Below are 12,398 nucleotides of genomic sequence, written 5' to 3' on the forward strand. Positions count from 1 at the left end.
GCAACTGCTTCACCCCACCACCTCGATCCGGCTCTGCCCATTCCCCTCCCGTAGCACCTGGATCTGCACCGGGATGCGTTCGTGCATTTCCTGTACGTGGGAGATCACCGCCACCTTGCGGCCCTGGGCCTGCAGGGCGTCGAGGGCATCCATGGCGATCTGCAGGGATTCGGCGTCCAGGCTGCCGAAGCCTTCGTCGATGAACAGCGACTCGATGCGCAGCCGGTTGGAAGCCATCGACGCCAGGCCGAGCGCCAGGGCCAGGGACACCAGGAAGGTTTCGCCGCCGGACAGCGAGTGCACCGAGCGCAGTTCGTCGCCCATTTCCGTATCCACCACCAGCAGGCCCAGCGGGCTGCCGCCGCGTTTCAGCCGGTAGCGGCGCGCCAGTTGGCGCAGTTGCACGTTGCTGTGCTGCACCAGCAGGTCAAGGTTGTAGGCCTGGGCGATACGGCGGAAGGCGGCACCGTCGGACGATCCGATCAGGCTGGCGATGCGCCCCCAGCGCTGGTTTTCCGCTTCGGCCTGGGTGATCTGCCGTTCCAGTGCGCTGCGCTGGGCGCGGCGCCGATCATCTTCGATCAGCGCCGCACGCGAGTGGTTGCAGCGTTGTTCCTGCTGTTCCAGCCCTTGATGGCATTCGGCCATGACCTGCTGCAGCGTTTCTGCCGAGGTTTCCTGCGGCTGCCGTTGCCGGTGTTGGTGCAGGCGCGACTGACGCTCCTGCTGGCGGGCATGGGCTTCGGTGTGGTCGCGTTCATGCTGTTGCAGGCGTTCGCGGCTTTCCCTTAGCCAGGCATCGTCATGGGCCAGCAGCCTGGCCAGGTTGGCCTCGTCCAGCAGTTCTTCCTGGCTGCGCCATTGCCTGAGTCGTTCGTCGAGCCGTTCGTGTTCCGCTTGCAACTCTTGCAGCCGCCGGGCATGGGCCTGGTTCTCTTCGTCTAGGCGGATCAGCGCGATACGCGCCGTATTGGCCTCGCGCTGGTTTTCCTCCAGGGCCGCGCGGGCCGTGTCGATGTCCTGGCGCAGGGCCTGTTGCCAGCTTTGCGTGTCGCTGCGCCCGTCGAGCAATTCCTGCAACTGCCGTTGCTCGGCCTGTTGCTGTTGCAGGCAGTCCTGCAGGTCGCGGGCGCTGTTCTGCCGTTGTTCCTGGCGGTATTGCTGTTCGTTGCGCTGTAGCTCCAGGGCTTGCCGGGACTGGCGCTGGCGTTCGTTCAGTTGCCCTTGCCGTTGCAGGTTCTGCAGGTAGGCGTCGAGCTGTTTTTCCAACTCATCGAGTTGCGCAGCCGGCGCGTCCCGCCAGCCCTGTGCGATGGGGGCGGGCAGCAATGGCTTCAGGGCCTGCATTTCCGCTTCCAGCCAGGCGCTATCGCGCTCGATGTCTTCCGTCTGCCGCTGTAATTGCCGGGCACTCTGTTCGGCTTGCTGCTGGAGCGCTTGCCGCTGCGATTGCAAGCCTTCGATTCGCTGCTGCAATTCCAGTAGTCGGCGTTGCTCCTGCTCGGCCTGTTCGATCGTCGCGGTCAACTGCTGGAGCTGCCGTTCCAGCCAGTCCGCCTGCTGTGCGGATGGCTGCGCCAGAAGTTGTGCATACGGCGGCAGGGCATGCAGTTGCTCGTCCAGCCTGGCCAGGTTGGCGTCGATCTCCTGCAACGCCTGCCCGTCCTGTTCGATACGGGTGCGTAGCTCGGTGTGGCGGTCGCGCAGTTCCTGCAGGCGCAGCTCCAGGGCCTGCAATGCCCGGTTGGCCTGTTCGGCCTCGCTGGCGTCCTGGCGCTCGAAGGCCGCCAGCAGGGCCGATGGGTCATGCCAGGGGTGTTCCTGGCTACCGCAGACCGGGCAAGCCTCGCCGGGCTGCAGGTTGGCGCGCAGGTTTTCCACTTCGCTGCTGCGGGCCAGGCGCTGGCGTTCCAGCAGGGCAAGGATGGTATTGCGCGTCTGCTCCGCGGCATCCCGCTGCTGCCGTGCGAGTTGCCCGTCGTGCTGCACTTGCAGCAGGGCATCCTGCTGTTGCCGTTGCTGCTCGAAGCGTCGCGCCTGGTGTTGGCGGAGCTCCTGCTGTTGTTGCCAGAGCCGCTGCAACTGCTGGCTGATGGCGAGCTGGCGACGCTCCTGCTGGAGTCGCTGTTCGAGCTGGGCAGTGCGGTTGCTGGCGGACTCCGTGCCGATCTGTCGTTGCAGCTCCAGCAGTGCCTGCTGCACCTCGGCCAGGGCCTTGGCATCCCGCTCGGCCTGTCTGGCGATGCCAGGCAGGGCCTGTTCGGCGCCCAGCAGCCGATCGGTGACCTGGGCGCACTGGCGCAGGCGTGGCAGATACCCGGCCCAGGCGCTGGCCAGCGGTTGCAGGGCGGTATTTTCCTGCAGCAGGGCGTCGAGTGCCCGGGCCTGCTCGTCCAACTGTTGCCGCTCTCGTTCGAGGCGCTTGCATTCGTCATCGCTGGCCAGGTAGTGCTGATCGGCCTGTTGCGCTGCGGCACGGGCCTCCTGCAGGCGGTTGTCCAGGTGTTGCAGGCGTTGCTCCGCGGCCCGGGCACCGGCCAGGCGTGGTTCTGCCGCGTGCTGCCGCTGCTCAGCCTGGCCCAGGTTCGCCTGGGCCTGCTGGCGCTGGTTGTCGAGGGTTTCGCATTGCTGTTGCAAGTGCTGCTGTTCGAGCTGCCTGCGTTCCAGTTGCAGCCGCTCGTCCTGTAGCAGCGTGGTCAGTTCCTGCAAGCGCAGGAAGCGATGCCGCTGCGGTGCCAGGCGTTCGACCCGGGCGACCTGGTCGCGCAAGCCGAGCAGTTGCCGGCGTTCGTCGTCGAGTGCCTGCGCGGTTGCGTCGGCCTGGCTCGCCTCCTGTTGCAAGCGCTCCAGCTCCTGCAGCCACTGCTGCTGTCGCTCCAGTTGGCGCTGTTGCTGTTGCAGGGTCTTGAGCCGCTGGTTGTCCTGTTCGAGGGTCTGTTGCAGGGCCTGGCGTGCTTCGTCGTCGAGCGGTTGCAGGGTGCCTGCCTGTTGCAGCAGGGCTTTGTAATCCTCACTGGCCTGCTTGGCCTTGTCGAAGGCGGCCTGGCCCAGTTGGCTGTAGAGGCCGGTGTCGGTGAGCTTCTCCAGCAGGGTGCTGCGCTGGTCGTCGCTGGCCTTGAGAAAGGCGCTGAATTCGCTCTGGGCCAGCAGCACGGCGCGGGTGAACTGCTCCAGAGTGAGGCCGAGGCGGCTTTCCAGCAGTTCCTTGAACTCGCCCTTGCGGCCACTGGCCAGCAGGGTGCCGCTTTCCAGTTCGAGCAGGCTCTGGCGACTCGGCTGCAGGCGGCCATCGGCCCGTTCGCGGGCACGGTTGGTTTCCCAGCGGGCGCGGTAGCGGCGCTGGTCGATACCGATGAAATCCACTTCGGCGTAGCCCTGGCCACAGCCCCGGCGCAGCAGGGTGCGCTCGTCGCCGCTGGAGAGTTCTTCATCGCCATCGGGGACCTTGCTGGATTTTTGCCGGGCGGCTTCCTTCATCCGCGGCGTGCTGCCGAACAGCGCCAGGCACAGGGCGTCGAGCAGGGTGCTCTTGCCCGCGCCGGTGGGACCGGTGATGGCGAACAGGCCGGCGCTGGCCAAGGGTTCGCGGGTGAAGTCGATGCTGTGTTCGCCGGCCAGCGAGGCCAGGTTCTTCAGGCGGATGGCAAGGATTTTCATTGGTCGCTCGGCTCGTTCGACTGCACCTGCAGCAGCAGGCTGGCGAAGTCCGCGATAGCCTGTTCGTCAGCCTCCTGGCCGAAGTTTTCCTGCCAGGCGCGGCGGAACAATTGCTCGGGGTTGATCTGCTCCAACCCGGGCAGGCTCGGGCTATCCTGGCTTTCCCCGTTGCCGTGGTAGCTGCTGGCGATGCGCACCAGCCGCGCCGCCTTGCCTTCCAGGGCGGCTTCCAGGCGCTGGCGCAGGTCCGGGCGGGGCTCGTCCAGTCGCACACGAACCTCCAGCCAGGGGCGCTGGTCCAGCAGCAGGTCGGCATCGGGCAGGGCGGCGAGCTGTTCGAGTATCGCTTCCAGGGCGGCCGGGCCGAGCCGCAGCAGGTCCACGCTGCGCGGGACCGGCAGCGGCTCGACGGACTCCAGGCGTTCGCCCTGCAACGTCACCAGCAGCACCTGGTGGCGGTAGTCGATTTCCGCGAACGACAGTGGCAGCGGCGAGCCGCTGTAGCGGATGCGTTGCTGCCCGGCGACCCGCTGTGGCTTGTGCAGGTGGCCGAGGGCGACGTAGGCGATGCTCTCCGGGAACAGGCCGGCCGGCAATGCCTCGGCGTTACCGATGACGATATTGCGCTCGGACTCTTCCGAGACGCTGCCGCCGGCCAGGTGCGCATGGCTGATGGCGATCAACGCCTGCCCCGGCTGGCGGCGGGCCTCGGCGTAGGCGATCAGCGCTTCATGCAACTGGCGGATGCCCTGCATGTAGTCGCTGCCCGCCTGCCGGCCGGTGACTTCCGCCGGGCGCAGGAACGGCAGCGCCAGGCACCAGGCGGCGATTTCGCCATCGCTGCCGGGCAGTGGCAGCAGCAGGCGCTCGAGGTCCGGCTGGCCGCTCTGCAGCCAGGCGATACGACCGATGGCATGGGTGTTCAGGCGTTTCATCAGCGGCGCCGGCAGTTCGATGCGGCCGCCCGAGTCGTGGTTGCCGGCGATCATCACGATATGCAGGGCCGGCAGGCGCTGGTGGGCTTCGACGATAAAGTCGTAAAGACGTTCCTGGGCCTTGAGCTGCGGGTTGACGCTGTCGAAGATATCCCCGGCGATCAGCAGTGCATCGGGTCTTTCCCGTTGCAGGCACTCCAGCAGCCAGGCCAGGAAGCGCCCATGCTCATGGTCACGCTCCTGCCCGTGCAGGCTTTGGCCCAGGTGCCAGTCGGCGGTGTGGATCAGGCGCATTGGGGTCTCGGCGGCGAGTTGGCGGCGCAGGGACGCTACCGGCAATCGCCCGTCAGTTCAAGGATGGCGATACACCAACAGGGTGACGGCAAACAGCCGAAAACAGCGCTGGAAGGCTCGAGGTTGGACGAAAGAGCATGGCAACAAGGGCTTTTCGTCCAGCTTTCCGGCCTCCAGCGCTTTTATCGAAGCGCCGATCGACAGGCCGATGGCCTGTCCAGAGCACGGTTGCTGGACGCCCGGTGCATCTAATAAAGATCGCGGCGATACCGCCCCTGGCTTTCCAGGTCTTGCAATTGGGCTTCCCCCAGCAGCCCGGCGAGGATCTGCTGGACCTCGCGGCCCATGCCCTCGAGGCTGCCGCACAGGTAGATGGCGGCGCCTTCGGCGAGCCAGCGACGCAGTTCATCGGCGTTGTCGCGCAGCACATGCTGCACGTAGCGGCGTTCTGGCTGATCGCGGGAAAAGGCCAGGTCCAGGCGTTGCAGATGGCCGCTTTGCAGCCAGGCCGACAGCTCCTGCCGGCAGATGAAGTCGTGCGCGCGATTACGCTCGCCGAACAGCAGCCAATTGTACGAGCCCTGGCCATGCAGGCGTTCGCGCAGGTGCGCGCGCAGGCCCGCCAGGCCACTGCCATTGCCGATCAGGATCAGTGGCGTCGTGGCGGCGGGGCCATGGAAGCCCGGGTTGCTGCGGATGCGCAGGGCGATCTCGCCACCCAGCGGGGCATGCCGGCAGAGCCAGCCGGAGCCGAGGCCGAGGTGTCCATCGTGGCGTCGGACCTGGCGCACCAGCAGTTGCAGATGGCCGTCGGCGGGCACCGAGGCGATCGAATACTCGCGGTGCGGCAGGTATTCCAGGTGCCCGGGCAGGGCCTCTGGCGGCAATCCGTACAAGCTGCTTTCGTCATCGGGAAAACGCCGGTTGGCCAGGGCCTGGGCCAGGCTCTCGCCGTTCTCCAGCAATAGCCGCGGGTCGTGCCCCAGGCGTCGCAGCAACGCCTGGACTTCTTCAGCGGCGTGGCGAGGACCGACTTCCGCGATATCTCCCGCCTGCCAGTGCCCGTGTTGCGCCTGCAGGGCCAGCAGGTAAAGAGGCGCACCGGCACTGCCAGGGTTGAGACAGACCCGCCCGGCCAGGGTCCAGTTCTGGTAATCGGGGTGTTGCCAATCGCTGAAGTCCTGGCTACCAGCGATATGGCCCAGTTGTTGTTGCCAGTGCCTGAGCGTGCCGGCATCGCAGCGGTCGGCTTCCAGGCGATCGAACAAGGGTAGGGCGCCCTGTGCGCGCAGAAGTTCATCCAGCCTGCGACCGAAGGCACAGAAGTGCGGGTACTGGCTGTCGCCGAGGGCCAGCACGGCATATTGCAGGTCGTTCAGTTCGTGAAGCCGTGCCTGTAGCTGGCGTTCGAAACGGGCGGCGTTGTCCGGCGCTTCTCCCTCGCCATAGGTGCTGACGATGAACAGGGCCTGCCGGTACTGCCGTAGTTGTTCGGGTGCGAGTTGCTCCAGCGACAGAACGCCGGTATCGATACCGGCGGCCTGCAGTTGTGTACTGCTGTCGCGGGCGATATGCAGTGCCTGTCCACTCTGGCTGGCATAGGCGATCAACAGGCCGTTCCCGACCGGTGTTGCCTGGCGGTGCTTGCCGCGCTGGCGCCGCCAGGTTTCCAGGCACAAACCAAGGTAGGCGAGAAGCACCAGCCCGGCCGAGATTTCCCGGGCCGGTTGCCACCAGAGCAATGCCACGCCCAGCAGCAGGCAGGCTGCCCATGGCGCGTGGCGAGTCAGCAGGAGCAGGGTGCCCATCGGCATTATTGCGGCAGCACTTCCAGGGTCACGCTGTAGCTGGCGCGGCGTTCGCTGGCCGGTTTGCTGACGCCTTCCGTGGTCTTGAGTTCGGCTTCCAGCCAGTACATGCCGGCTGTCGGCCAGGTGATGGCGACCTTGCCCTGGGCGTCGGTCTTCAGGTTGATTTCACCCAGATCGTCGCGGTAGCGGTTGCCACCGGGGACCACGCTGATCTCGACATCGGCTGCCGGCTTGCCATCGAGCAGGAAGGCGAATTCGGCCGTTTCACCGGCGAACAGATCGTTGGGGTGGGTGATCGGGGCCAGTTCCAGGCCCTTGCCGGTGGTCTTGAGGACGGTTTCGGTCGGGTTGCCGGAGGTCACGAAGACTTCCATTCGGGTATCGTTCTGGCTGACTTTCAGATCGTCGGCCTTGGCCGGGACTGCCTTGGCGAAGGCTTCGGCGCTGCCCATCCAGCGTTGGTTCTGGCCATTTTCCTTCCAGGAAGCGAACAGGCCGCTGTTGGCCACGGCGATCTTGTAGGTGCCTTTCTGTTTCAGTTCCACGTCGAAGGTGCTGCGGTAGCGGCCGATGCTGCCGTTTTCAGCCTTGGCCGGGCTGCCATCGGGGGCGAACAGTTGCAGTTGCGCCGCCGGGCGCGGGCGGGCGCCCGGCTGCTCCTGCCCAAGGTCGCCGATACCCTGCAGGCGCAGCGGGAAGTGTTCGAAGTAGAATAGGTCGTTGGATACGGCGGCATCCACGGTGATCCATGGCGCCTCTCCGGAAAGGACCGTCGCTGACGGCAGCAGCCAGGCACGATGGGCCTGGGCGGAGAAGGGCAGGCAGGTGACCAGTGCCAGGGCGGTCCATTTGAAGACGGATTTCATGGTGGTTTCCTTATGGGGTCAGTTCGAGGGAAAGTGCGCCCAGTTCGCTATTGCCCTGGGCGTTGTGCTGCTGCGGCTTGTCGGCCGGCCAGGTGAATGGGATGCGTAGCTGTTCGCGGCCGCCGACTTCACGGGCCGCTTCCACCACCAGGTAGTATTCGCCCGGGGGCAGATCCTTGAGCGGCGCGCGACTGTCGTCGAAGCTCAGGCTGTGGCTGCCGACCGGGCGGGTGGCGCCGCTGACGCCATCGACCGGCAGTTCCAGCGTACGGCCGCTGCGGCGCCACCACTGGCGCAGGTCGTTGAGCCACTTCTCGCCTTCCTTGTCCTTCATCTTCACGTCGTACCAGATGGCCAGGTTGGCGCGGTGGCTCTGGTCGGCGTTCTGTAGCCAGATGGCGACATAGGGTCGATGGTATTCGGCGACCTGCAGGCGTGGTATCTCGACCGTCACCTCCAGGCCCGCGGCCCAGAGTGGGGCGCTGAACAGCGCCAGCGGTAGCAATAGGTGTTTACGCATGGGATATCCTCAGTGGATGAATAGCAGGGCCAGCAGCAGTGGCAGCACCAGGCCCAGGCCGACCAGCGGCCAGGTGCTCGGGCGGCCACCGGCATGCCTGTGCAGCAACAGCAGGCCGGTGATGCTGAAGATCACGCAGACCACGGCGAAAATATCGATGAACCAGCTCCAGGCCGTACCGCTGTGGCGGCCTTTGTGCAGGTCGTTGAAGTAGGCGATCCAGCCGCGATCGGTGGATTCGTATTGCAGAAGGCCCGAGTCGAGCTCCAGGCTCAGCCAGGCATCGCCACCCGGGCGGGAGGCGGCGATATAGAGTTCGCCATCGCTCCATTCGGCCTCGCCGGAGAGAATGGCGGCGCCGACTTCATCCCCCAGCCAGTCGCGTAACGCCGTGGGCAGTCCGTGTTGCGGCTGGTGCTCCAGCAGTTGTCGCTGCAGGGCTTCGGGCAGGTGGGCCTGGTGCTGGCGGATCTGCGGCCTGGACTCGATTTGCGCGGCATGGTTGAGGGTGATGCCGGTGATGGCGAACAGCAGCATGCCGACCAGGCAGAGCGCCGAGCTGATCCAGTGCCATTGGCGAAGGGTGCCGAGCCAGGGAAGGAGGAGCATGGAGGTATCTTGATGGTGGAAGTTGGGCGGGATTCTATGGAAACCTCGCCGGGTAGGCGGGGGATTTACCAAAAATTTTCCGTACTCGTTGATTGCTTCAAGATAATCATTCTCGAATGCTTATTCTTCTCACTAAATGTTTCATATTGTTTATCCTGTGGCGAAACTGAGGCCAAATGAAGCCTTCATGCGGGCTTCCCGGGCTTTGTAAGTTATGTAAGCGACAGCCTGCCCGCCGAGTACCTCCTGGGCGGGGACCGTTATGGGCAAAATTACAGTCGCTTTTGTGTATGCCATGGGGTATGAGCTTTCGTTCGTGAAGTGCTTTCCCATAGAAGGAGTCGTTGTGTCCAGCGGTGTCGGTTTATCGGTTCTGGCGTCATTCATGTTCGGTGTCCTCTATTACTACTCGACACTGTTGTCGCCATTGAGCGGCGAGGCGGTATTTGCCTGGAGGATGCTGCTGACATTTCCCTTCGTGACCCTGTTCATCGTCTCTTCGGGGGACTGGGGGCTGGTCGGCACATTGCTTGGCCGGATACGCCGCAGGCCTGTGCTACTCCTGCCGCTGCTACTGAGCGGTTTTCTGCTGGCGGTACAGCTCTGGCTGTTCATGTGGGCACCCTTGCACGGGCGTGGTTTGCAGGTGTCGCTGGGTTATTTCATGTTGCCGTTGAGCATGGTACTGGTCGGCTTCCTGGTCTATCGCGAACATCTGTCGCGCCTGCAGAAACTGGCGGTCATCTGTGCGGCGGTGGGTGTCTGCAACGAGCTGTGGCAGGTTGGGAGCTTTGCCTGGGAAAGCCTGGTGGTGGCGCTGGGTTATCCACTGTACTTCGTCCTGCGCCGGCGGCTCGGCACCGATCACCTGGGCGGGTTGTGGTTCGATATGCTGCTGATCCTGCCCCTGGTCTTCTATGTGCTGGCGAGCGGCGGGGCCGTGGGGGAGTTGTTTTCCGAGCATCCGAAACTCTACGGGCTGGTGCCGCTGCTGGGCGCCATCAGTGCCCTCGCGCTGGTCAGCTATATCCTGGCCAGCCGTATGCTGAGTTTCGCGCTGTTCGGCCTGCTCGGGTATGTCGAGCCCGTGCTGCTGGTGCTTGTGGCCCTGTTGCTGGGAGAAGTCATCGCGCCCCATGAGTGGCTGACCTATGTGCCTATCTGGCTGGCGGTGGCGTTGCTGGTCATGGAAGGTGTGCTGCATTTGCGTGCCCGGCGCCGGCAGATACCCGGCCAATAGACTGCCGCCATGAGCGGATAGCGTCCGCTCTCCTCGTGAAGGAGTTAACTCATTGTTTTAAAGCGAAAAAATTTCGATGTGGAGGTTGTTCGTTGGCGAGACGGCGCGCTGGATTGGCAATGGCGTGCCCGAGGTACGTGCCGCACGCTCTACCGGCTATCGCCAATCCGCTGGCAACGAGGCGGCGAAGACGCAGAAGAGGCTCCTGCGGGGCTTTGCGTGGTGCCGCAGCGTCAAGTTCGACAGGCTGGTAGAATCGCCCGCTTTCACTCTTGGGGAATTCGTCATGGCCTTGGTCGGACGCTACAACAGCCTGGCAATCGTCAAGCACACCGGCTTTGGCCTGTATCTGGATGGTGGCGCGGATGGCGAGATCCTCTTGCCCAACCGCTACATTCCCAAGGATGCGGCCACCGAGGTGGACGACTGGCTGAATGTGTTCTTGTACCTGGACAGCGACGACCGGCTGATCGCCACGACACAGAAGCCGAAGGTGCAGGTCGGCGAGTTCGCCAGCCTCAAGGTGGTGGAGATCAATCGCACCGGCCTGTTCCTCGACTGGGGGCTGCCCAAGGACCTGTTGCTGCCACACTCGGAGGAGAAACGCCCGCTGCAGGTGGGGGATTATTGCGTGGTATACGTCTACCTCGACGCGCGTACCCGGCGAATCACCGCCACGGCGCGCCTGGACCGCTACCTGGACAATACCCCGCCGCGCTACCAGGTTGGCGATGAGGTCGACTTGTTGATCGTCGAGACCACTGACCTGGGCTACAAGGCGATCATCGAAGGCAAGCACTGGGGCCTGATCCACAAGAACGAGGTATTCAAGTTCCTGCGTTCCGGCATGCGCGAGCGCGGTTTCATCCGTGAGCTGCGGGCCGACGGCAGGATCAGTCTGAGCCTGCAGCCGGTCGGCGGCCAGGCGCGGGATGCCCTGCAGGCGCTGATTCTCGACAAGTTGGAGGAAGCGGGCGGGGTGCTGGAAGTCAGCGACAAGAGCGCTCCCGAACTGATCAGCCACCTGTTCGGTGTGAGCAAGGGCAATTTCAAGAAAGCCATCGGCGGCCTGTTCAAGCAGGGCGCGATCCGTATTCACCAGGACCGGATCGAGAGGACCGTAAAGCAGCCATAATCCCCAAGCCACGGGAATTACACTTGCAGCTGTTTTTCGCCTCTTGAGTCTTGGCCGACAACCCGGAATAATGCGCGCGCGCCGACATAGCTCAGTAGGTAGAGCAGCGCACTCGTAACGCGAAGGTCGTAGGTTCGATTCCTATTGTCGGCACCACCCAATCAGGGGCCTGCACATGCGGGCCCTTGGCGTTTGCGGGGTATGCCCGTTCTTGCCGGGATGGTTCGCTTTTGCTGGCGCTGGCGAACTCTTATCGGCAATGATCGTCCCAGTTGCTATCAGGAACGATCAGGGGGAAGGCATGGAGTTCGGTAAGCGTGGCGTCGGGATCATCACTTTGCTCTGGCGAACGGTCCAGCGCTTCAATGAAGACGATATGAGCACCTATGCCTCGGCGCTGGCCTATCGCACGCTGTTCGCGCTGTTCCCGTTCCTGCTGTTCCTGATGGCGATGCTCGGCTTCCTGCACCTGCCGGAGTTCTTCGACTGGCTGCGCGAGCAGGCCGCGCTGGTGTTGCCGCCGATGGCGCTGGACCAGGTGAACCCGGTGATCGACCAGTTGCAGCGGCAGAACAGTGGCCTGATGTCCTTCGGTATCCTGGTGGCGCTGTGGACGGCCTCGACAGGCGTCCGGTCGCTGATGAATGCCATGAACAAGGCCTACGATGTGCAGGAAGGGCGGCCGCTGTGGAAGCTGTTCCTGCTGTCGTACCTGTATACCGTCGGTATCGCCGTGATGCTGCTGGCCGCCGCCGGGCTGATGATCATCGGACCGCAGGTGATGGAATGGCTGGCGACCCATGTCGGCCTGCGGGAACTGGTGGTGGTGATCTGGACCTGGGCGCGCTGGCCGGTGGTGGTCCTGTTGATGATGATGGCAGTGGCGTTGCTGTATTACGTGACCCCGGATGTCGAGCAGGATTTCCGCTTCATCAGCCCTGGCTCGGTGCTGGCGGTGGTGATCTGGATCGTGGCGTCGCTGGGTTTCGGCTTCTATGTGCAGAACTTCGCCAACTACAACGCCACCTACGGCAGCATCGGGGCGATCATCGTGCTGCTGCTGTATTTCTATATCTCTGCCGCGGTATTGCTGCTGGGCGCCGAGCTGAACGCGGTGATCGAGCACGCCAGCTCCAAGGGCAAGGACCGCGGCGAAAAGCTGCTGGGCGAGTCATAGGCTCGGTTGCCGTAACGACGGTCGGGCTTTCGCGGCTGGCCGCGTACATCCGCAGTCGATGGCTGGCGTTCTCCTGGACGCCCCGTCGCTCGACACACTATTGCCAGGGGCTGTTGACGTTTCCTTTAACTCATTGATTCGGATGGAAATATAT

The 12,398-nt window shown here is 64.2% G+C and carries 9 protein-coding genes and 1 tRNA gene; 4 read left to right on the forward strand and 6 right to left on the reverse strand.

Going from position 1 to position 12,398, the window contains the following annotated elements; genetic code table 11:
• Window positions 1-9: 9 nt before the first annotated feature.
• The 6 genes from DNJ95_RS11815 to DNJ95_RS11840 form a co-directional block, all read right to left on the reverse strand.
• Window positions 10-3,657 carry an SbcC/MukB-like Walker B domain-containing protein gene (locus tag DNJ95_RS11815; RefSeq protein WP_131184930.1) on the reverse strand — a complete coding sequence of 1,216 codons (3,648 nt, stop codon included), beginning with the start codon at window positions 3,655-3,657 and terminating at the stop codon, window positions 10-12.
• The gene (locus DNJ95_RS11820; RefSeq protein WP_131184931.1) at window positions 3,654-4,886 is read right to left on the reverse strand and encodes an exonuclease SbcCD subunit D C-terminal domain-containing protein; all 1,233 of its coding nucleotides are present in this window, start codon (window positions 4,884-4,886) and stop codon (window positions 3,654-3,656) included. Before DNJ95_RS11820 ends, DNJ95_RS11815 begins: the two co-directional genes overlap by 4 nt.
• Window positions 4,887-5,134: 248 nt before the next feature.
• Complete coding sequence (locus DNJ95_RS11825) at window positions 5,135-6,694, reverse strand: sulfite reductase subunit alpha (protein ID WP_242671878.1); 1,560 nt, start codon at window positions 6,692-6,694, stop codon at window positions 5,135-5,137.
• Between the two features lie 5 nt (window positions 6,695-6,699).
• Window positions 6,700-7,563, reverse strand: coding sequence for a DUF4198 domain-containing protein (locus tag DNJ95_RS11830; RefSeq protein WP_131184933.1), 864 nt, complete (start codon window positions 7,561-7,563; stop codon window positions 6,700-6,702).
• A gap of 10 nt (window positions 7,564-7,573) precedes the next feature.
• Window positions 7,574-8,083 carry a DUF2271 domain-containing protein gene (locus DNJ95_RS11835; protein WP_131184934.1) on the reverse strand — a complete coding sequence of 170 codons (510 nt, stop codon included), beginning with the start codon at window positions 8,081-8,083 and terminating at the stop codon, window positions 7,574-7,576.
• Window positions 8,084-8,092: 9 nt separating this feature from the next.
• Window positions 8,093-8,692: a PepSY-associated TM helix domain-containing protein gene (locus DNJ95_RS11840; protein ID WP_131184935.1), complete on the reverse strand. Its 600-nt coding sequence runs from the start codon at window positions 8,690-8,692 to the stop codon at window positions 8,093-8,095.
• A 295-nt stretch (window positions 8,693-8,987) separates the two neighbouring features.
• Here DNJ95_RS11840 and rarD point away from each other — a divergent pair, with 295 nt between their 5' ends.
• The 4 genes from rarD (at window position 8,988) to DNJ95_RS11860 (ending at window position 12,244) form a co-directional block, all read left to right on the forward strand.
• Window positions 8,988-9,932 carry an EamA family transporter RarD gene (gene rarD, locus DNJ95_RS11845; protein WP_420824376.1) on the forward strand — a complete coding sequence of 315 codons (945 nt, stop codon included), beginning with the start codon at window positions 8,988-8,990 and terminating at the stop codon, window positions 9,930-9,932.
• Window positions 9,933-10,218: 286 nt separating this feature from the next.
• Window positions 10,219-11,067, forward strand: coding sequence for a CvfB family protein (locus tag DNJ95_RS11850; protein WP_131184937.1), 849 nt, complete (start codon window positions 10,219-10,221; stop codon window positions 11,065-11,067).
• A gap of 80 nt (window positions 11,068-11,147) precedes the next feature.
• Window positions 11,148-11,223: transfer RNA gene (locus DNJ95_RS11855), tRNA-Thr, on the forward strand.
• Between the two features lie 145 nt (window positions 11,224-11,368).
• Window positions 11,369-12,244, forward strand: coding sequence for a YihY/virulence factor BrkB family protein (locus DNJ95_RS11860; RefSeq protein WP_131184938.1), 876 nt, complete (start codon window positions 11,369-11,371; stop codon window positions 12,242-12,244).
• Window positions 12,245-12,398: the final 154 nt, after the last annotated feature.

This window comes from Stutzerimonas kirkiae, from assembly GCF_004327335.1.
Taxonomy (GTDB): Bacteria; Pseudomonadota; Gammaproteobacteria; order Pseudomonadales; family Pseudomonadaceae; genus Stutzerimonas; species Stutzerimonas kirkiae.